The 19,925-nt window shown below is 69.8% G+C and carries 17 protein-coding genes and 1 pseudogene; 12 read left to right on the plus strand and 6 right to left on the minus strand.

From position 1 onward, the window contains the following. The first annotated feature begins 10 nt into the window (after positions 1-10). Positions 11-1,279 (plus strand): GNAT family N-acetyltransferase, encoded by a 1,269-nt coding sequence (locus tag ACWDEW_RS27095; protein WP_450515788.1) that lies wholly within the window; start codon positions 11-13, stop codon positions 1,277-1,279. Positions 1,280-1,301: 22 nt separating this feature from the next. Here the strand turns inward: ACWDEW_RS27095 and ACWDEW_RS27100 are convergent, their stop codons facing one another. Together ACWDEW_RS27100 and ACWDEW_RS27105 are read right to left on the minus strand one after the other, a co-directional pair. After that, a complete protein-coding gene (locus ACWDEW_RS27100; RefSeq protein WP_450515790.1) occupies positions 1,302-1,982 on the minus strand; it encodes a carboxylesterase family protein in 681 nt (226 codons plus the stop codon). 460 nt (positions 1,983-2,442) lie between these two features. Beyond that, on the minus strand, positions 2,443-3,636 hold the full coding sequence (locus tag ACWDEW_RS27105) for an RtcB family protein (protein ID WP_450515792.1): 1,194 nt from the start codon (positions 3,634-3,636) through the stop codon (positions 2,443-2,445). A 219-nt stretch (positions 3,637-3,855) separates the two neighbouring features. On the opposite strand from ACWDEW_RS27105, the gene ACWDEW_RS27110 reads away from it, so the two are divergent. The 3 genes from ACWDEW_RS27110 to ACWDEW_RS27120 all read left to right on the plus strand — a co-directional run bounded on the left by ACWDEW_RS27110 (position 3,856) and on the right by ACWDEW_RS27120 (position 7,245). Beyond that, positions 3,856-4,689, plus strand: a complete 834-nt coding sequence (locus tag ACWDEW_RS27110) for a DUF3558 domain-containing protein (RefSeq protein WP_450515794.1) — start codon at positions 3,856-3,858, stop codon at positions 4,687-4,689. A gap of 118 nt (positions 4,690-4,807) precedes the next feature. Next, positions 4,808-5,701: a DUF3558 family protein gene (locus ACWDEW_RS27115; protein ID WP_450515796.1), complete on the plus strand. Its 894-nt coding sequence runs from the start codon at positions 4,808-4,810 to the stop codon at positions 5,699-5,701. 194 nt (positions 5,702-5,895) lie between these two features. Next, entirely contained in the window at positions 5,896-7,245 is a 1,350-nt protein-coding gene (locus tag ACWDEW_RS27120; protein WP_450515849.1) for a DUF2637 domain-containing protein, read from the plus strand. 71 nt (positions 7,246-7,316) lie between these two features. Here the strand turns inward: ACWDEW_RS27120 and lysS are convergent, their stop codons facing one another. Continuing rightward, on the minus strand, positions 7,317-9,059 hold the full coding sequence (lysS, locus tag ACWDEW_RS27125; RefSeq protein WP_450515798.1) for a lysine--tRNA ligase: 1,743 nt from the start codon (positions 9,057-9,059) through the stop codon (positions 7,317-7,319). A gap of 411 nt (positions 9,060-9,470) precedes the next feature. Between lysS and argS the strand changes: the two genes are divergently transcribed. Continuing rightward, complete coding sequence (gene argS / locus ACWDEW_RS27130; RefSeq protein ID WP_450515800.1) at positions 9,471-11,237, plus strand: arginine--tRNA ligase; 1,767 nt, start codon at positions 9,471-9,473, stop codon at positions 11,235-11,237. 138 nt (positions 11,238-11,375) lie between these two features. Here argS and ACWDEW_RS27135 read toward each other — a convergent pair whose 3' ends face one another. Next, positions 11,376-11,813, minus strand: coding sequence for a peptidoglycan-binding domain-containing protein (locus ACWDEW_RS27135; protein ID WP_450515802.1), 438 nt, complete (start codon positions 11,811-11,813; stop codon positions 11,376-11,378). A 294-nt stretch (positions 11,814-12,107) separates the two neighbouring features. Here ACWDEW_RS27135 and ACWDEW_RS27140 point away from each other — a divergent pair, with 294 nt between their 5' ends. The 3 genes from ACWDEW_RS27140 to ACWDEW_RS27150 are packed head-to-tail and all read left to right on the plus strand — an operon-like array spanning position 12,108 to position 15,702. Then, entirely contained in the window at positions 12,108-12,893 is a 786-nt protein-coding gene (locus ACWDEW_RS27140) for a peptidoglycan-binding protein (protein ID WP_450515804.1), read from the plus strand. Beyond that, a complete protein-coding gene (locus ACWDEW_RS27145) occupies positions 12,890-13,750 on the plus strand; it encodes a helix-turn-helix domain-containing protein (protein WP_450515806.1) in 861 nt (286 codons plus the stop codon). Before ACWDEW_RS27140 ends, ACWDEW_RS27145 begins: the two co-directional genes overlap by 4 nt. A gap of 17 nt (positions 13,751-13,767) precedes the next feature. Then, on the plus strand, positions 13,768-15,702 hold the full coding sequence (locus tag ACWDEW_RS27150) for a glycosyltransferase family 2 protein (protein WP_450515808.1): 1,935 nt from the start codon (positions 13,768-13,770) through the stop codon (positions 15,700-15,702). A 98-nt stretch (positions 15,703-15,800) separates the two neighbouring features. On the opposite strand, the gene ACWDEW_RS27155 is transcribed toward ACWDEW_RS27150, so the two are convergent. Continuing rightward, positions 15,801-16,286 (minus strand): ATP-binding protein, encoded by a 486-nt coding sequence (locus tag ACWDEW_RS27155; RefSeq protein WP_450515809.1) that lies wholly within the window; start codon positions 16,284-16,286, stop codon positions 15,801-15,803. A gap of 122 nt (positions 16,287-16,408) precedes the next feature. Between ACWDEW_RS27155 and ACWDEW_RS27160 the strand changes: the two are divergent. Next, positions 16,409-17,221, plus strand: a pseudogene (locus ACWDEW_RS27160) (helix-turn-helix domain-containing protein). After that, positions 17,218-17,466, plus strand: coding sequence for a DUF397 domain-containing protein (locus ACWDEW_RS27165; protein WP_450515811.1), 249 nt, complete (start codon positions 17,218-17,220; stop codon positions 17,464-17,466). Before ACWDEW_RS27160 ends, ACWDEW_RS27165 begins: the two are co-directional and overlap by 4 nt. Here the strand turns inward: ACWDEW_RS27165 and ACWDEW_RS27170 are convergent. Then, complete coding sequence (locus ACWDEW_RS27170) at positions 17,463-18,302, minus strand: helix-turn-helix domain-containing protein (RefSeq protein ID WP_450515813.1); 840 nt, start codon at positions 18,300-18,302, stop codon at positions 17,463-17,465. The genes ACWDEW_RS27165 and ACWDEW_RS27170 overlap by 4 nt on opposite strands. Positions 18,303-18,415: 113 nt before the next feature. Here ACWDEW_RS27170 and ACWDEW_RS27175 point away from each other — a divergent pair, with 113 nt between their 5' ends. Further along, the gene (locus ACWDEW_RS27175) at positions 18,416-19,030 is read left to right on the plus strand and encodes an NADPH-dependent FMN reductase (RefSeq protein WP_450515815.1); all 615 of its coding nucleotides are present in this window, start codon (positions 18,416-18,418) and stop codon (positions 19,028-19,030) included. Positions 19,031-19,083: 53 nt separating this feature from the next. Then, complete coding sequence (locus tag ACWDEW_RS27180; protein WP_450515816.1) at positions 19,084-19,851, plus strand: DUF4253 domain-containing protein; 768 nt, start codon at positions 19,084-19,086, stop codon at positions 19,849-19,851. The last annotated feature ends 74 nt before the right edge of the window (positions 19,852-19,925 follow it).

Consider the following 19,925-nt stretch of genomic DNA (forward strand, 5'->3'; position numbering starts at 1 on the left):
GTCACCGCCCGTGGACAGACACCTCCCCTTCGACGATCTCCCCAACTTCCGTGACCTGGGCGGCTACCCGACCCCGGACGGCCGCCGCGTCCGCCCCGGACTCCTCTACCGGGCCGACTCCCTGGGCAAGTTGAGGGAGAACACGGACGACTGGACCCGCTTCCTCGGCCTCGGCATCGGTACGGTGATCGACCTCCGCTACCCCTGGGAGATCGAGCGCAGGGGCCGTGTCCCGGAGCACGCGTCGTTCACCTACCACAACCTCAGTATCGAGCACCGCCCTTACGACCAGGCGGTGTTGACCCCCGACACCGACCCGGGACCGTACCTGGCGGAGCGGTACGCGGAGGTCGCCGAGGACGGCACCGAGGAGATCGGGCAGGCGCTGGAACTGATCGCGGCGGCGGCCGGGACGGGCACCCCCCTCGTCTTCCACTGCGCCTCCGGCAAGGACCGCACCGGCCTGCTCGCGGCACTGGTCCTCGGCCTGCTCGGCGTCCCCGAGGAGACGGTCGTCGAGGACTTCACCCTCACCGAACTGGCCACCCCCGCCCTCCTGTCGGCCTGGCAGGCCCGCAACGGCGGCCGCGCCCCGGCCTGGCCGGCCTGGGGCCACGCCCCGGCAGCGGTCATGCGCCTGTTCCTTGCCGGACTGACCAGCCGCTACGGCTCGGTCGAGGGCTATGTGACCAAGGCCCTGTCCCTGGACGCGACGGCTCTCTCAACCACCCTGCGCGACAGGCTGCTTGAGGAACAGCCCACCGCCTGGCCCGAGTTGACCTACCGCAGAGCCGCCGAAGCGGACGCCGTCGTACTCGTCCGCCTCCGGGACAGCGCGGCCCTGTGGCAACTCGCCCGGGGCATCGACCAGTGGAAGCCGGGCGAGAAGGACGAGGACCACTTCCTGCGGCGCGTGCGGGAGGGCGAGGTGTGGCTGGCGTACGACGGCCAGAGCCTGGCCGGCGCCTGCGAACTCTGGTGGGACGACCCGGCGGCCTGGGGACCGCGCCCGCCCGACGCGGGCTACGTCCACCGCCTGATGACGACCCCGCACACCGCCCCGCCGGGCACGGGACGCCGGCTGCTCGCGCAGGCGGAATCCCGTATCACCGCGACCGGCCGCCCGTACGCCCGCCTGGACTGCCTCTCCGCCAACCCCCGCCTGCGCGCCTACTACGAGTCGGCGGGCTACACGGTCGTAGGCGAACAGCGGGCGAAGGACGGCGGGTTGGGGAGCCCGTACGCGGTGACGCTGATGGAGAAGCGCCTCGGCGGCTGAGCCGAAACCCGGCCGATGGGGCCTACTTCCGCTGCTGGAAGATCCACTCCCGGATGCCTTCGATGGTGTAGGCGATCGGCCAGGTGGAGTTGTGCTCGACGCCGTGCGCGTCGGCCAGGCCTCCAGCCAGGGTCGAACCCTTCTTGAACGTCGCGCAGTTGACCGTGGTGCCCTTGGCCGTCATGGCCTTGACGTCCGCGGCGGACTCCGCCGCCGTGGACTGGCCGTCCCAGACCGCACGGCCGGCCTTCGTCCCGGCCTTCTCGACGACGGCCATGATGGCGTTCTCCCCGGGACAGGCCTTGGTGTCGCCCTGCGAGACCGTGACCCAGAGGTTCTTCTTCGCCAGCGGTGCGGCCCGGGCGGCGGGCCACTGGCCGGCGACGACCCACGACGCCGCGAACAGGTCGGGGTACTTGATGTTCAGGCCGAGGGTCATCATCGCCCCCATGGACTGGCAGGTGGAGTACAGCCGGTCGGTGTCGATGCTGTACGTGCCGGTCAGCTCCCGGGCCAGGTCGGCGGTGGTGTCGAAGAGCGACGTCGGCTTGTAGTCGTCGCCGACGACCACCTCCGGGTACTGCGGCGCCAGCACGAACGCCGGCCGCTTGTCCTGCTTCTCGGGAGCGGCCCAGCACACCGCGCCCAACCCCTGCACCAGCGTCGCCCGCACGGTCGTGGTGATCAGGCTCGCGTCGTGCATGAAGAGGACCAGCGGATAGGACTTGGTCTTGTCGCAGCCCTTCGGGACGTAGAGGTTGTACGGCAGTGACCTGCCCGTCTTCGGGTCCTTGTACGTGAACTGCCGGCCGTCGCACCGGCCGCGGTGCCGGTGGCGGCCCGGGCGGAGGTGGCACCGCCGACCACGGTCGCCGCGAGCGCGGTCGCCGCACCGGCGGCCACGACGGCCCGCCGGCTCAACTCGCTCTGATTCTGGTACCGCTCGGACATGTGCTGACCTCCGTGACGCCGCGGGCGGGTTTGGCGAAACACCCAGGCAGCATCACAGCGATATTCGAGGCCAGCAATAAGGAACGCGCGCAATCAATGCTTTCACAAACGGCACACCAATTGAAATGCGCCAGCCGCCGGAATTCACAGGAATAGGGCGTGAATTCACAGAGATCCCAGAAGGACCTCGGAGCGACCGGCGCATTGACTTCTCAGCCCTTCACGCAGACGACCTGCTTCAGCTTCGCCACGACCTCCACAAGGTCCCGCTGCTGATCGATGACCTGCTCGATCGGCTTGTACGCCCCCGGGATCTCGTCCACGACACCGGAGTCCTTGCGGCACTCCACACCCCGCGTCTGCTCCTCCAGGTCCTTGGTCGAGAAGCGGCGCTTGGCCGCGTTGCGGCTCATGCGCCGGCCCGCGCCGTGCGAGGCCGAGTTGAAGGCCTTCTCGTTGCCGAGGCCCTTCACGATGTACGAACCCGTGCCCATCGAGCCCGGGATGATCCCGTACTCCCCGGAGCCGGCACGGATCGCTCCCTTACGGGTGACGAGCAGGTCCACGCCCTCGTACCGCTCCTCGCTCACGTAGTTGTGGTGGCACGAGATCTCCGGCTCGAAGGCCGGCTTCGCCTTCTTGAACTCCTTGCGGATCACGTCCTTCAGGAGCGCCATCATGATGGTGCGGTTGTACTTCGCGTACTCCTGCGCCCAGAAGAGGTCGTTGCGGTACGCCGCCATCTGCGGGGTGTCCGCGATGAAGACGGCGAGGTCACGGTCGACCAGCCCCTGGTTGTGCGGGAGCTTCTGCGCCGTGCCGATGTGGTGCTCGGCCAGTTCCTTGCCGATGTTGCGGGATCCGGAGTGGAGCATGAGCCACACCGAACCGGACACATCAACACAAACTTCACAAAAGTGATTTCCGCCGCCGAGCGTCCCCATCTGCTTCGCAGCCCGCTCCTCCCGGAACCTCACCGCATCCGCAACCCCCTCGAACCGCCCCCAGAAGTCGTCCCACCCCGCGGTCGCGAACCCGTGCATGCGCCCGGGATCGACCGGACTGTCATGCATCCCCCGCCCCACCGGAATCGCCTGCTCGATCTTCGAGCGCAGGCGGGACAGGTCGCCGGGGAGGTCGTTGGCCGTGAGGGAGGTCTTGACCGCGGACATTCCGCAGCCGATGTCGACGCCGACCGCGGCCGGGCAGACCGCGCCCCGCATGGCGATGACGGAACCGACCGTCGCGCCCTTGCCGTAGTGGACGTCGGGCATGACGGCGAGACCCTTGATCCAGGGGAGGGTGGCGACGTTGCGGAGCTGCTGGAGTGCACCCTCCTCGACCGACGCCGGGTCGGTCCACATGCGGATCGGGACCTTCGCGCCCGGTATCTCTACATACGACATTTCATCCTCATTCCCCCGAAAAACAACAGAAGTCTAAAATCGCAAAACCGGCGCCAAGGTCAACGAAAGGGACACCGGACCGGCGTTCACGGCTGTGCGTGCGATACACATTGTCTCCAGGGGGTCCCCCGGTGCGGCAAGCGATTAACCAGCGGGGACACTGGCAGGACCCTTGATCATCGTCCAGAGCCCTTGATCGTCGTCGAGAGGAGCCCGACCGTGCAGCGGAAGGCATACGTACCGGGCGCCGCCGCGCTCCTCGTGGCGCTGCTGGCCGGCTGTACGAGCGGTTCGGGCACCGGGGGTACCACGGACGACGCCAACCCGGGCGACGCCGGTACCGCGACCGCGGCGGCCCAGCCGGGCAAGTACCGCACGCTTCCGGAGCCCTGCGGAGCCGTCGGCCAGAGCACGCTGGACTCCCTGCTGCCGGGCATCAAGCAGATCACCGACGCGGACCAGCGCGCGGCCGCCTACGCGGGCGAGGCGACGCTGACGTACGACACGGACCGCAAGGTGGGCTGCCGTTGGAAGGTGGAGTCCACGGACGCGACCGACCATCTGCTGGTCGACTTCGAGCGGGTGGTGTCCTACGACAACGCGGTGAGCGACGACAGCCAGGCGAAGACGATCTTCGCGACGAAGGAGACTGCGGCGGATCTCCCGGAGCCCGCCGCGAGCACCGGCGCCGCGTCGGACTCGGCGACCCCTTCGGCCTCCGGCTCCGCGACTCCCTCGGCCACCCCCACCGCTTCCTCCTCCGCGTCCGCGTCCTCGTCCGTCTCCCCCTCCGACTCCACCACGCCGTCCGCCCTCCAGCCCCGCACGCTCTCCGATCTCGGTGACGAGGCGTTCCTCGACGACGCGTTGAGCAGCTCCGGTTCGACGGCCAAGCAGCGGACGGTGACTGTGGTGTTTCGCACGTCCAACGTCATTGTGACCATCGAGTACGAGGAGCAGCCGGCGACGGTCGGTGTGATCCCGGACAGCCAGAAGATGCAGGACAGGGCGCGGAAACTGGCCGCACAGCTGGCCGACTCGCTCAACGGTTAGCGGCTCGTACGGCCGCTTCCAAGCCCCCGTTCAAAGCCCGTGAACGGAGACCGCACAGCCGACTCACCGCGTACCGTGGCCCCTCGGACCCGATCCGACGGCAGGAACCACGAGCGTCATGAGTGAAGGAACCATGCATCAACCAGCACAGCGTGACCAGCGGACCCACCAGCGAGCGAAGCGTCTTCACCGCGTCCTTGTCTGCGCGGCAGCGGTCCCGGTGATGCTGATCGCGGCCGGCTGCTCCTCGGACTCCGGCTCCGGCGACAACGCGGGCAAGGACACCACGGGCGTCGGTGCGACGACCTCCGCCAACGCCACGGCCGCTCCGCCGGTGCGGGCGGCGGCGTACAAGAAGTTGCCGGAGCCGTGCGCGGTGCTGTCGAAGAAGACGTTGACCGACCTGGTCCCGGAGGGGGCCAAGTCGGGCAAGGAGGGGACGTCGACCGACACGGCGTCGCGTGGCAGCTGCTCCTGGACGAGCCTGGACAACAACGGGGTCAAGGGTTCGCAGTTCCGCTGGCTGAACGTGTCGTTGCTGCGGTTCGACTCCTCGCAGACGCAGGGCGAGGGCGACAAGCTGGCGGCGTCGTACTACGCCAAACAGGTGCAGGGGGCGCAGGCGGTCACCGGGGCGAAGAACGTCAAGTCGGAGCCGGTCGCGGGCGCGGGCGACGAGGCCACGGCGGTGCGCTACGACCTGAAGAAGAAGGAAGGCGCCTTCAAGCAGCAGACGGTGGTGGCGCGGGTCGAGAACGTGGTCGTCACGGTCGACTACAACGGCGCGGGTCTGGCGGGCGACAAGACGCCGAGCGCGGACACGTTGACGAAGGCGGCGGAGAAGGCCGTGAAGGAGGCCGTGGCGGCGGTCACGACGGCCAACGGCAGCGGGGGCGGCAGCAGCACCGGCTCGCCCTCCGCGGCCCCCTCCAAGACCGCGTCCCCCTCCGCCTCGCCCTCCAAGTCGGCGTCGAAGGCCTCTCCTTCCGCCTCCGCGAGCAAGAAGAGCTGACCGTCACATCCACACCGTTTTCCACCCTCAACTCGCAGGTCAGCCAAGCCTTTTGACGGAGCCCGGCACCTCCTCGGCGCCGGGCTCCTGTCGGCCGGGCGCCCAGGACGCCGCACACATGTGCCACCCTGTTCCGCGCAAGACCATGCAAGGGGAGGGGAGTACGGGTGTCCGCGCCCATTCAGCTCACACGTATGCACCGGGTGCTCATCGGCGTGGTGGTCTCCGGTGCGATGGTCATCGCCGGTATCGGCTTCGCCGGTTCGTACGCCGCCGTACGCGAACTCGCCCTGAAGAAGGGCTTCGGCAACTTCGCGTACGTGTTCCCGGTCGGTATCGACGCGGGGATCTGCGTCCTGCTCGCCCTGGACCTGCTCCTGACCTGGATCAGGATTCCCTTCCCGCTGCTGCGCCAGACGGCGTGGCTGCTGACGGTCGCGACGATCGCGTTCAACGGCGCGGCGGCCTGGCCCGACCCGCTCGGTGTCGGTATGCACGCGGTGATCCCGATCCTGTTCGTGGTCTCCGTGGAGGCGGCCCGGCACGCGATCGGCCGGATCGCCGACATCACGGCCGACAAGCACATGGAGGGCGTCCGCCTCACCCGCTGGCTGCTCTCCCCGCTCCCGACGTTCCTTCTCTGGCGCCGGATGAAGCTGTGGGAGCTGCGTTCCTACGAGCAGGTCATCAAGCTGGAGCAGGATCGTCTCGTCTACCAGGCGCGGCTCCACTCCCGCTTCGGCCGCGCGTGGCGCCGCAAGGCCCCGGTGGAGTCCCTGATGCCCCTGCGCCTGGCGCGCTACGGCGTCCCGCTCGCGGAGACGGCTCCCTCGGGTCTGGCGGCGGCGGGTATCGAGCCCGTACTGCTGCCTCCCGCCCCGCAGTTGGAGCCGGCCCGCGAGCCGGAGCAGGCACCGGCCGCCGTGCAGAACAACCCGGCTCCGGTCCGGGAGCAGTTGCCGCCCGCCGCGGCGAACGAGCAGCGGCAACAGCAGACGCAGCAGGAGCAGGAGTACGCCGAGCTGCAGAGCCAGTGGCTCCAGGCGCGCGACCCCCAGTCCGTGGCGTACCAGGGCGGCTACGACCCGACGTACGACCCGGATGCCGCGTATCAGGAGTGGTACGCGGAGCAGCAGCAGGCGGAGCAGTTCCAGCAGTACGAGGAGGAGCAGCAGCAGTTCGAGCGGCAACGGCGGTTCGAGCAGCAGCAGTTCCCGCAGCAACAGCAGCCGTTCCCGCAGCAGCAGTACGAGGAGCAGCCGGAGCCCGAGCCCTCGCCCGAGGACACCGGTACGTTCCCGATCCCGGCGGGGCCGGGCCGTACCCGTGAACTGGGTGCGGGCGGCGGCACCGAGCCGTCCGAGGACGACTACTACCTCATCTTCAAGAAGTCGATAGACGGCAGCTACCCGACCGGGGGCCAGTTCCGGGGTGACGTGGAGGCCACATACGGCATCACGCTCCCGCAGCGCGAGGCCGACCGCATGGTCAACCGTTTCACCAACCGTCACACGGCGGAACTCCAGGAAGACCACATCGCGTAGGCGCTTCTCGTACGACGACGGGGGCGCCCGGTGCTCGATGGCACCGGGCGCCCCCGTCGTCGTGGAACGGTCTACTCGCCGAGCAGACTCCGCACCCGCTCCTGTCCCACCGCCAGCAGCAGCGTGGGCAGGCGCGGGCCGGTGTCACGGCTGACGAGCAGGTGGTAGAGGAGGGCGAAGAAAGTCCGCTGGGCGGTCTTGATCTCCGGCGGGAGTTCCTTCGCGGTCGCGTCGGCGGAGAAGCCGGCCTGGACCTTCGGGACGCCGTAGACGAGGTGGCTCAGGCCGTCCAGGGACCAGTGGTCGGCGAGTCCGTCGGTGAGCAGGCGCAGGGACTGCCGGGCCGGCTCGTCGAGGGACTTGAGGAGGTCGATGTCGGGTTCGTCGCGCACGATGGTCCGCTGGTCGGCGGGGACGTGCGTGTTGATCCAGGCCTCGGCCTTGTCGAGCCGGGGGCGGACCTCGTCGAGGGTGGAGAGGGGGTTGGCGGGGTCGAGTTCGCCGAGGATGCGCAGCGTCTGGTCCTCGGCCCCGGCGGTGATGTCGGCGACGGACGCGAGGGTCCGGTACGGCAACGGGCGGGGTGTGCGCGGGAGTTCACCGGCGGCGGTGCGTACGGCACGGGAGTGCGCGGCGACGTCGGCGGGCAGGGCGGAACCGTCCGCGACCTTCCCGTCCAGCTTGTCCCACTCGTCGTAGAGCCGCTGGATCTCCTGGTCGAAGGCGATCTTGAAGGACTGGTTGGGGCGGCGGCGGGCGTAGAGCCAGCGCAGGAGCTGCGGTTCCATGATCTGGAGCGCGTCGGCCGGGGTGGGGACCCCGCCCTTGCTGCTGGACATCTTGGCCATGCCGCTGATGCCGACGAAGGCGTACATCGGCCCGATGGGCCGCTCCCCGCCGAAAATCCCGACGATCTGCCCGCCGACCTGGAAGGAGGACCCCGGAGACGAGTGATCGACACCGCTCGGCTCGAAAATGACCCCCTCGTAGGCCCAGCGCATCGGCCAGTCGACCTTCCAGACCAGCTTGCCGCGGTTGAACTCACTCAGCAGGACGGTCTCGGTGAAGCCGTCCTCGGTGCAGACGTAGGTCAGCTCGGTGGTGTCGTCGTCGTAGGCCGTGACAGTGGTGAGGTCCTTGCCGCAGCTGCCGCAGAAGGGCTTGTACGGGAAGTACCCGGCGGACCCGGAGCTGCCGTCGTCCTCCTCGGCGGCCCCCGACCCCTCCTCGGCCTCCAGCTCGGCGGCGTCGACGGCCTTCTGCTGCTGCTTCTTGGCCGGGGCCTTCTTGGTGCGGTACTGCTCCAGGATGGCGTCGATGTCACCGCGGTGCTTCATGGCGTGCAGGATCTGCTCGCGGTACACGCCGGAGGTGTACTGCGCGGTCTGGCTGATCCCGTCGAACTCCACGCCCAGCTCGGCGAGCGAGGCGACCATGGCGGCCTTGAAGTGCTCGGCCCAGTTGGGATACGCCGACCCGGCCGGGGCAGGCACGGAGGTCAACGGCTTGCCGATGTGCTCGGCCCAGCTGCCGTCGATCCCCTCGACCCCGTTCGGCACCTTGCGGTAGCGGTCGTAGTCGTCCCAGGAGATGAGGTGCCGGACCTCGTGGCCCCGGCGGCGGATCTCGTCGGCGACGAGGTGCGGGGTCATGACCTCGCGCAGATTGCCGAGGTGGATGGGCCCTGACGGGGACAGCCCGGACGCGACGACGACCGGTTTGCCCGGGGCCCGACGCTCCGACTCCTCGATGACCTCATCCGCGAAACGGGAGACCCAGTCGGTGGTCTCGGTGCTCTGAGCCACGATCGGCACGTCCTTCTTTCTGGCACGGGGCAGCCGGTACGGTCGCACGACTGACCCTGCCATTGTCCCAGGCGACCCGACATCCACGAAAACGGCTTTTCCAAGGCCGTGACTCTGAAGCGGGCGCTGGGGGGTGGCGGGTTTTTGCCTGCGGGCCCGGTGGGGGCTGGTCGCGCAGTTCCCCGCGCCCCTGAGAGGCGGCTGCGCCGCCATCCAGGCCTCACCCACCTCCCACGGCCGTGGGAGGTGGGTGAGGCCCAACAACAGGGGCTGAGCCTTGGACGGCGGCGCAGCCGCCTTCAAGGGGCGCGGGGAACTGCGCGACCAGCCCCCACCGGGCCCGCGGCCAAAAAATCGCTTCACCCCCCGTGGGATACTGACCGTGTCTACCAAACCCACGAGGAGAACGGCTCCCACCCCATGGCTCCGGTCACGTCGCTCACCGACCTAGTCCACCAGCGCCTCGCGAACGCCCTCTCGGCCACCCTGCCGGAGGCGGACGCGGACCCGTTGCTGCGACGTAGTGACCGGGCCGACTTCCAGGCGAACGGCATCCTCGCCCTCGCCAAGAAGGCCAAGGCCAACCCCCGGGAGCTGGCGACGCAGGTCGTCGCGCGGATCACGACCGGTGAGGTGATCCAGGACGTCGAGGTCTCCGGCCCCGGCTTCCTGAACATCACGATCACCGACAGGGCGATCACCGAGAACCTGGCCGCGCGCTACGCGGACGAGGCCCGCCTCGGCGTGCCCGTGGCCGAGCACCCGGGCACCACCGTCATCGACTACGCCCAGCCGAACGTGGCGAAGGAGATGCACGTCGGCCACCTCCGCTCCGCGGTGATCGGTGACGCGCTGGTCCAACTCCTGGAGTTCACCGGCGAGTCGGTGGTCCGGCGGCACCACATCGGCGACTGGGGCACCCAGTTCGGCATGCTGATCCAGTATCTGGACGAGCACCCGGGCGAGTTGGACCACGGCGACGCGCAGGTGACCGGCGAGGAGGCGATGTCGAACCTCGACCGGCTCTACAAGGCGGCCCGCAAACTCTTCGACTCCGACGAGGAGTTCAAGACGCGGGCCCGGCGCCGGGTGGTGGATCTCCAGGCGGGCGAGCCGAAGACGCTGGCCGCGTGGCAGAAGTTCGTCGACGAGTCGAAGATCTACTTCTTCTCCGTCTTCGAGAAGCTGGACATGGAGATCCGGGACCCGGACATCGTCGGCGAGTCGGGCTACAACGACATGCTGGACGAGACCTGCCGGCTCCTTGAGGAGTCCGGGGTCGCGGAGATCTCGGACGGCGCGCTGTGCGTGTTCTTCGACGACATCAAGGGCCCGGACGGCAACCGGACCCCGCTGATCGTCCGCAAGTCCGACGGCGGCTACGGCTACGCGGCCACCGACCTGTCCGCGATCAGGGACCGTGTCTTCAACCTGAAGGCGAACTCGCTCCTGTACGTGGTCGACGTCCGGCAGTCCCTGCACTTCAAGATGGTCTTCGAGACCGCGCGGCGGGCCGGCTGGCTGAACGACGACGTCACGGCGTTCCAGCTGGCCTTCGGCACGATCCTCGGCAAGGACGGCAAGCCGTTCAAGACGCGTGCGGGTGTGTCGGTGAAGCTGGAGGACCTCCTCGACGAGGCGGTGCAGCGGGCGACCGCGGTCGTCCGGGAGAAGGCCGAGAAGGTGGGCCTGACGGAGGAGGAGATCGTCGAGAACGGGCGGTACGTCGGGATCGGCGCCGTGAAGTACGCCGACCTGTCGACGTCCGCCGTGCGGGACTACAAGTTCGACCTGGACCAGATGGTGTCGCTGAGCGGTGACACGTCGGTGTACCTGCAGTACGCGTACGCCCGTATCCAGTCGATCCTGCGCAAGGCGGGCGAGGCCCGGCCGCTGGCTCACCCGGAGCTCGAACTGGCCCCGGCGGAGCGGGCGTTGGGCCTGCACCTGGACCAGTTCAGCGAGGTGGTCACGGACGCGGCGAAGGAGTACGCCCCGCACAAGCTCACGGCGTACCTGTACCAACTGGCGTCCGTGCTCACGACGTTCTACGACCAGTGCCATGTGCTGTCGCCGGACAACGCGCCGGAGGTCGTGGAGAACCGCCTGTTCCTGGTGGACTTGACGGCCCGCACCCTGCACCGGGGCATGGCGCTGCTGGGCATCAGGACGCCCGAGAAGCTCTAGGGCCTGTCCGGCGGATCATGCCGCAGACGCGGGGTCTGGCACGCCCACCTGCGGCGTTGTCGTCGGTCGCCGACGCTCCGCGCCGCGGCCCGTCCTCTCCTGCGAGAGGACGGGCCGCGGTCGTAGACGCCGGTGACCTCAGCCGTTGGCGAAGCGCTTGAACGCGGCCCTGGTGCCCGAGCCCGCGTCGCCGTCGATCGCACCGGTGTAGCCCCAGCTGTTGGCCAGCAGCCGCTGGAGCGCCTTGATGGTGTTGACGCCGGGGTCGCCGTCGATGGCGCCGGTGTAACCCCAGTAGGTCGCCAGGCAGCGCTGGAAGGCCTTCCAGCTGTTCGGGCCGAGCTGCCCGTCGATCGAGTCGGTGTAACCCCAGTACGTCTTCAGCCAGTTCTGCACCTTCTCCGCCTCGGCGGTGGTGAGGCCGAAGTTCTGGACCGCCTGGATCGAGACGGACGAGGCCTGTACGGAGGCGGCCGGCGCGGCGAAGCTGGGGGCGGCGAACGCGACGCCTCCGACCGCGATACCGGCGACGGCGGTGAGGCTGACGAGGGTCCTGGCCACGACATTCGGTCGCATGGGTTCCTCTTTCGGGTAGTCGGTCGTCGTGCTGGAACGAGATTGCGGGCCGCGCCGGGCAGCTCGCCACGGCCTGGGCCCAAGTGACGTCCACATGGGACGGCACCCCGTCTGACCTGCGGGGACGATGACAGCGGGGACGGTGGGGCGGGACGCCCGGCGGACCGTTGTGGACCTTGGCCGATTCCCTTCGCGCTGCGGAACCGAATAGCCGTGCGAGGAGTGATCCGTGATGCAGAATGCGACGCGGCAGGGACCGCTGACCCCGGTCCCCGAACGCGAACTGGGGGGCACATGTCGCGTTGGAAGGCGCTGCCTGCGGAACTGGACCCGCGGGTCCGGCAGTTGGTGGTGCGGCTTCGTCGGCTGAAGGACCACAGCGGGCTGAGCGTGCGGCAGTTGGCGGTGCGCACGGAGTACAGCCCGAAGTCCTGGGAGCGGTATTTCGGCGCCCGTGCCCTGCCTCCCGTAGCGGCCGTGGCGGCGCTGGCCCGGGTCTGCGGCGAGGACCCGACCCGGCTGCTGGCGCTGCGCGAGGTGGCGGCCGAGGCGTGGCCCGCGGCCGTACCGGGCCCGGAGTCGGCGACGACCCCGGAGCCGGAGACGGAGCCGGAGATCGTGCTGACGGCTCGGCCCCCGCTCTCGCCCGAGCGGCGGGTGCTGCGTATCGCGCTGGTGGCGGGTTCGGTGACTCTGGTGCTGGCGGTGGCGTCGGCGGTGCTGGTGACCGTGCGGCTGATGGACGACGGCGGTGGCGGTACGGCACGGTCGTCGACGGCGCCGCTGGCCGCGCCCGCGCCGGCCTCGCCGTCGCCGTACGCCTGCCGGATGGAGCGGGCCGGCGGGCACTGGTACGCGGGCAACAGCCGTACCCAGCAGGAGAATCTGGCCGTGGGGAGCAATGGTCCCGCGGTGGCCGAGGCGCAGTGTCTGCTGCGGCGGGCGGGGATCTCGCCAGGCGGTATCGACGGGATGTTCGGTCCGCTGACGGAGCACGCGGTGAAGGCGTTCCAGAAGCAGGCCGGGCTCGCCGTGGACGGCATGGTCGGACCGCACACCTGGAAGGCGCTGCGCGGATGAGTCAACTGGCCGCCGCACTGCGGGAGTTGCGGGCCGCGACCGGACTGAGTATGGCGGGGCTCGCCGCGAAGACGACGTACAGCAAGTCGTCGTGGGAGAGATATCTCAACGGCAGAACGCTGCCACCGCGCGAGGCGGTCGAGGACCTGTGCCGCCTGGCCGGGGAACCGATGGGCCGGTGCCTGGCCCTGTGGGAGATCGCGGAGTCGGAGGCGAGCGGACGGACGGCGTCGGTACAGGTGCCAGTGCCAGTGCCAGTGCCGGCACCGGTGCCGGCGCCTGTGCCCGATGGGCCCGCTGCTGCTCCGCCGGCCACCGCCCCTCACTCCGCCCCCGAGCAGCGCGGTATCGCCGCGCTGGCCGTGCTTGCCTCCGTGTGTGCGGTGGCCGTGAGTGCCGTGGTGCTCGCGCTGGTGCTGCTTCCGGGGCCCTCCAAGTCGACTCCGCTGTCGCCGACCGCCGCGAGCAGTACGGCGACGGTGGTGTCCGGGCCGGGCTGTCGGGGCGCGGACTGCGAGGGCCGCAGCCCGCTGGCGATGCGCTGTGCGCCGCAGCCGGACACCATCACCCAGCGCGAGACGGCCACCGGCGCGTGGGTGGAGCTGCGGCACAGCAGGATCTGCGGGACGACCTGGGCGCGGATGTGGGGCGGCCGGATCGGCGACCGGATCGAGTTCGTCGTGCCCGGCCGGGCGGAATCCGGGCACGCGGCCGAGGTGGGCAACGCGGTGGAGGCGGACACGTACGTGTACACGCTGATGGCGATGACCACGCCGGGAACCGTGGTGCGGGCCTGCTTCCTGCCCGCGGGGACTGATACGGGGAAAAGGGAGTGCTTTGACGGACGTGTGACTTAGCTGTGTAGTGTCCGGGGATGCCCAGAGTCAAGGTCAGTGTGATCGTTCCCGTCTACAACACCGGGAAGTACGTCGACGAGTGCGCCCCCTCGCTGCTGGGGCAGAGTCTGCCCGCCGACGAGTACGAGATCGTCTACGTCGACGACGGCTCGACCGACGACACCCTGAGCCGCCTGGAGAAGATCGCCGCCGGGCACCCCAACGTCCAGGTGCACACGCAGCCGAACTCGGGCTGGCCGGGCGCCCCGCGCAACCTCGGCATGCGGCACGCGAAGGGCGAGTACATCCAGTTCGTCGACCACGACGACAAGCTGGGGCCCGAGGCGCTGGAGCGGCTGTACGAGCACGCGAAGCGCAATGAGGCGGACGTCGTCCTCGGCAAGATGTCCAGCACGATGGTGCGGCCGAGGCGGCTGTTCCGGCACACGGTGGACGCCTGCACGATCGAGAACGACGAGCTGATGCAGAGCATGTCGCCGCACAAGATGTTCCGGCGGGCGTTCGTCGAGGAGCACGGGCTGCGCTTCCCCGAGGGCCCGTGGATCCTGGAGGACCTGGCGTTCGTCAGCGCCGCGTACCTCAAGGCGGAGCGGATCGCGATCCTCGCCGACTATCCCGTCTACTACTGGATGAAGCGCGACGACGGCGGCAACAACACCCAGCACCGTTTCGACCCCCGGCACGGTTTCTGGGCCAACACCCGCACGATCGCCCGCCAGATCAAGGACGGCACCCCCGCCTCCGACGACATCGACGCCCTCCAGAACCGCCTCCTCCACCGCCTCTACCACGTCGAGGTCCTCTCCCGGACCCGTGAGCCCGAGATCCTGCGCGAGGACCCGGCCGAGCAGCGCCGGCGGTTCGAGGCGGCACGGGAAGTGGCGGTGGAGGAGTTCCCGGCGGCGGTCCGCGAGGGCCTGCCCGCCGTGTCCCGGCTGCGCGCCACCCTCCTGGAGGCGGGTGACTTCGACGGCGCGACGGCGCTCGCCGAGCGCGTCCGCGAGATCAAGCCCCGCACCACGGTGGGCGAACCCCGCTGGGAGAACGGCCACTTGGTCGCCGACATCACGCTGGAACTCCTGCGCGGCGACGGCGAACCGCTGACCCTGGTCGAGCGGGACGGCAAGCGGTGGCTGGACCCCGACCTCCTGGACGGCGTTGCGGGCACGGCCGACGGCTGGGAGGTCCCGGACCCCTTCCGCCTGGCGTACGCGGAGTTGATCGTCAAGGACCGCGACCGCGAGGACTGGTGGTACCCCGAGGGCGACCTCGACCTTCGCCTACGACCGCTCGGCGAGGGCCGCTCCCAGGTGGTCGCCTCCGGCCGGCTGTCCCTCGACCCGGAGCGCCTGGCGGGCGGGCGCCCGCTGGAGCGCGGGGTGCACGACGTGTGGGCCTACGTCCAACTCCTGGGCGTGGACCGGATGGTTCGCGTGACGGGCGACGCCACACCGGGCACCCCGGCGGCGGACCCGGCGCTGACCGGCGGCCGGCTGTCCCTCCCGTACTGGACCGGCAGCGGCCAGCTCGCCCTCGACGTGGACCAGCGCCAGCGCAAGCTGAACCAGGACACGTCGACGGTGGCGGCGACCAACGCCGGCCGGGGCGAGGGCAGTTCACTCCAGCTCCCGTACGTCGCGGCGGCGCAAGACAGCGCCCCCGCCCGCCTGAAGGTCACCGTGGGCACGCTGGGAGTACAGGCGGAACTCCTCCCGGCCCCCGGCACGGAAACGGCCCAACTCCGCCTCCCCGCCCGCCTGAAGCTCCCCGCCGGCCGCCACCCGGTCAACCTCCCCAAGACGGCCAAGCCCCTCGCGTACGCGGTCGTCCGCGACGGCACGGTGCTGCGCGTGGAGGGCCCGGCGTACGAGTCCGGGGGCGGGCGCCGCTTCCTCGACGCGGTGGCGGACAACCGTCAAGTACGCCGCGTGCGGCGGCTGTTGGGGCGCTAGCTAGGCCTTGTCCGGGTCATCCAGGACATCCCGGTCATCCAGGTACGGGGCGAACTGCTCGGCCACAGCGGCCGCGTCGAGCGTGCCGTCGACCTCGATCACGCGGATGCCGAGGCGGCGGGCTGCGGTGCAGGCTGCCGTGCGGATCCCAGATGCGGGGTGGTGTGCCGCTGGGGGTCAACGTCGTCCTCCAGGTGCTGTCCGGTGGCGAACTCGGCCCACACCACCTTGCCCAAGTCCCTTTCCCCCACGCCCCACTTGTCGGCGAGGGCGGCGACCAGCAGCAGTCCGCGCCCGCCCTCGTCGCCGTCGCCGGCCTCGTCCACGTGCGGTACGCCGCCCCCGCTGTCGTGCACCTCGACCCGCACCGCGTGACCGTCGTAGCGCAGGAACACCCGGAACTGGCGTCCCGGCGGCACCCCGTGCACCAGCGCGTTGGTCGCCAACTCGCTCACACACAGCAGCACATCGCCGCCGCGCTCGGCCTCCGCGAGTCCCCACTCGGCGAGGAACGCGTGCGCGAAGCGCCTGGCAGCGGGCACGGACCGGCGTTCCCGCCGGAAGAACTTCTCACTCGGGTTCACGGGACAAGAGTTGCTGAGCGTCACTACTGTTGACAGGGCGTGAGGCCTGGATCCGTTTTTGTACGGGCGGAGTACGGGTCCGTGCGGGGTCCGTAACGGGTGGATGTGGGGAGCACCACAGCATGAACTCGAAGAAGAACCGCTCGACGATGCGGCTGCTGGGCTCACAGGTCAAAGCGGCCCGCATGGCCGCCGGACTGACGCAACGTCAGCTCGCCGAACGGGCCATGGTCGACGAGGAGACCATCGCGTCGATCGAACAGGGCAGGCGGCGGCTGATGCTGTCGCTCGCCAAGACGTTGGATCTGATCCTCGACACGAAGGGGACGTTGGCGGCGGGGGTCGACAACCTGCCGGAGATCGACCAATTCCCGCTCTATGCCGAGGAGTACATGCTGCACGAGGGCGAGGCCATCGCTCTGTCGTGGTAGGACAACGCCGTCATCCCCGGTCTGCTCCAGACCACCGAGTACGCCCGCGCGGTCCTGGCGGAACGCATTCCGGCGTACGACGAGGACGAGATCGCGGCGAAGCTCGCGGGACGTATCGAGCGGCAGGAGATCCTGCAGCGCAAGAACCCGCCGACGATGAGCTTCGTGATCTGGGAGCCGGTGCTGCATCTCGGCATCGGGACACCGAAGGCCCGTCGCGAGCAACTCCGTTTCCTGCGCGAGTGTGCCGAACTCCCGGGCCTCTCACTCCAGTTCCTGCCGATGAACACGTCTGCACACGCAGGATTGGACGGCCCGTTCATCCTCCTTGAGACACCAGACCACCAGCACCTCGCCTATGCCGAAGGTCAGCGCGGCAGCCAGTGGGTTTCCGACCCGGACGAAGTGTCCGTCATGGCACGCAAATATGCGATGCTGCGGTCACAGGCCTTGTCTCCACAGGAGCCAAGGGACCTGCTCGACCGTCTGCCAGGAGATCAATGAGCACCGCACTTGAGTGGTTCAAGTCGAGCTACAGCGGCAGCGAAGGCGGCGCCTGCCTCGAAGTCGCCTACGCCTGGCGGAAGTCCAGCTACAGCAGTGAGGAGGGCGGCCAGTGCGTCGAGGTCGCCACCTGCCCCCACACCATCCACATCCGCGACTCCAAGAACCCGGCGGACAGCGGCCCCACCCTCACCGTCTCCCCCATCGCCTGGACCGCGTTCACGACCCACTCGGCCGCCCGCTAGCCGATCGCGCGGAGGGCGCCGCCAGGCCTGCGGCGGAGGCGCTCCAAGGCCTGGGCCGTCGTCTCGTCGGCGGGCAGGAGGACGACCAGTTCCTGCGCGTCCGTGCGCGGCAGCTCCAACCGCTCGCGCTGCCAGCGCAGTTCGTGCTCGGTGGGGTGGTTGAGGCGGAGCGGGACCTGTGGCGGTGGCAGGTGTCGGTTGAGGCGCCGGGTGAACTCCTGGCCTGCCAGCGGAGCGAGGTCGGCCGTGAACCACTCCGAGGTCTCCAGGGACGGTCCGAGCCACAGGTCGAAGGCCTGCTCGTCGGCGACTTGGTCCCAGTCGGGGAAGAACGTCCGGGCGCGTGGATCGGTGAACACATAGCGCGTCAGGTTCGGTTCCCGCGTGTCCAGCAGCCCGCTGCCGCGCATCACCAACTCGAACCCCGTGGTGTGCGCGAGCACGTCGCCCAGGCGGTTGGTGACGAACGCGGGTGAGGTATCGAGGAGTTGGAGGGTCGCCAGCACGGTCGGGCGGACCTCACGGCTGGGCGGCGCGGGCCGCCGGTGCGTGGGGCAGGCTCCGCCGGTGATCTTGGTGAGGTAACGCAGGTGCTCACGTTCGGCGGCGTCCAGGCTCAGGGCATCGGCGATGGCATTGACCACGGCGGGGGACGGATTGCGGTCCCGGCCCTGCTCGATGCGGGTGAGGTACTCGACGCTGATCCCGGCGCGGGCGGCGAGGTCTGAGCGTCGTAGGCCCGGGGAGCGGCGGCGGCCCCGGTCGGGGATCCCGAACGACTCGGGCTGGATGCTGTCGCGCTTGGCTCGGACGAAGTCCCCCAATGGCGTGCCCATGACTCGGAGTTTAGTGGCGGGGCCGGTTCGCCCGGCTGCCTCAGCGTGGCCCTGCGGGGGCCAGCCTGCGCCCGGTCTGGTTGCCGCACCGGACACGATGGACCGTGGATCGCATGAGCGAGAACGAGCAGCAGAAGCAGAGGAACCACAAGCTGGTCATCGTCGTCGGAAGCGTGCGGGAAGGACGGTTCGGGCCCGTCGTCGCCTCCTGGGTCGCCGAACAGGCGCGCGTGCACGGCGGGTTCGACGTCGAGGTCGTCGACCTGGCCGACGTGGAGATCCCGTTGTCGTTGCCCGCGGAGTCACCGAAGTACGCGGGCGACTCCTACTCGCGCCCCGAAGGGATGGCGCCCCTGACGTCCAGTCTGGCGGGGGCGGAGGCGTTCGTCCTGGTCACGCCCGAGTACAACCACAGCTACCCCGCCGCCCTGAAGGCCGCCATCGACTGGCACTTCACCCAGTGGACGGCCAAGCCCGTGGCCTTCGTCAGCTACGGCGGCGCGGCCGGCGGCCGTCATGCCGTCCTCCACCTGGAGAACGTCCTCACCGAACTGCACGCGGTGACCATCCGCGACGGTCTGGCGTTTCCGAACTACTTCACCGCGTGGGAGGACGGGCAGCCGCTGGACCCCCAGGCGCCCGGATACGCCAAGACCCTGCTCGATCAACTGGCCTGGTGGGCCGCCGCCTTGAGTGCGGCACGCGAGGCGAGCCCGTACCCGGCCTGACCGGAGTCCTCGCCCATCGCCGCCTGTCAGTGGCCGCCTCTACAGTCTCTGACATGGCGACTCTTCCCAATCCGCTGCCGAAGCTGGCGGCCGACCCGAGCGGCAGCTCGCTCGGGCTTGAGCTCCCTCCCGGGAGACTGATCGACATGACGGCCGAGGGCCCGTCGGACGAACCGTTGTTGTGGTGCGCGGACGGACCGGCGGGGCCCGGTGACTACGACGGCCTGCGGTCCGCGCGCACCGCCGGGCTCCTCCCGCTGCTCATGGACGTGAACGGCGGCCAAGGCGGCCCGGAGGAATGGGAGTTGAGCCCCGACGAGATGTCGTATCCCGGGGACCACGACGCCGACGAGGTGCTGGAGGAGTTCTGGCAGGAGTACACGGACGAGGGCGACGAGTGGCCAGGCCTCGCCGAACCGCTCACCCTGGTCGCCGATCCCGACGAGCGGGCTGCCGAGGTCGCCGACTCCCTGGCGGGCGGCGGCCCGGGGTTCAAGGCACCGCACCTCGCCCTGGTGCCGGCTCGCCGCAGCGCGGACATCCCGGCGGCGATCGGCTGGATGGGCCCCGCCAACCAGGAGAACGACACGGCTCGCCTCTGCGCGGTCCTCCGTTCCTGGGAGGACCGCTTCGGCATACGGGTCGTGGGCCTCGGCTTCGACCGGCTGACCGTGTCCGTGGCGGCCCCGCCCGCCGACCTCGACGAGGCCGAGGAAGTGGCCGCCGAGCACTTCGCCTTCTGCCCGGACGACATCGGCGACCTGGAGACGTACGCCCAGAAGCTGATCGACCAACCAACTTGGTCCTTCTGGTGGGACTGACCTGAGCCGTCGCCGCACTCCGGTGGTGGGCCCCGGCGGCCCGGGTTACGTTCGGGAGGCCCGTCCCCTGTGTC

The sequence above is a fragment of the Streptomyces sp. NPDC001100 genome (genome assembly GCF_053598575.1).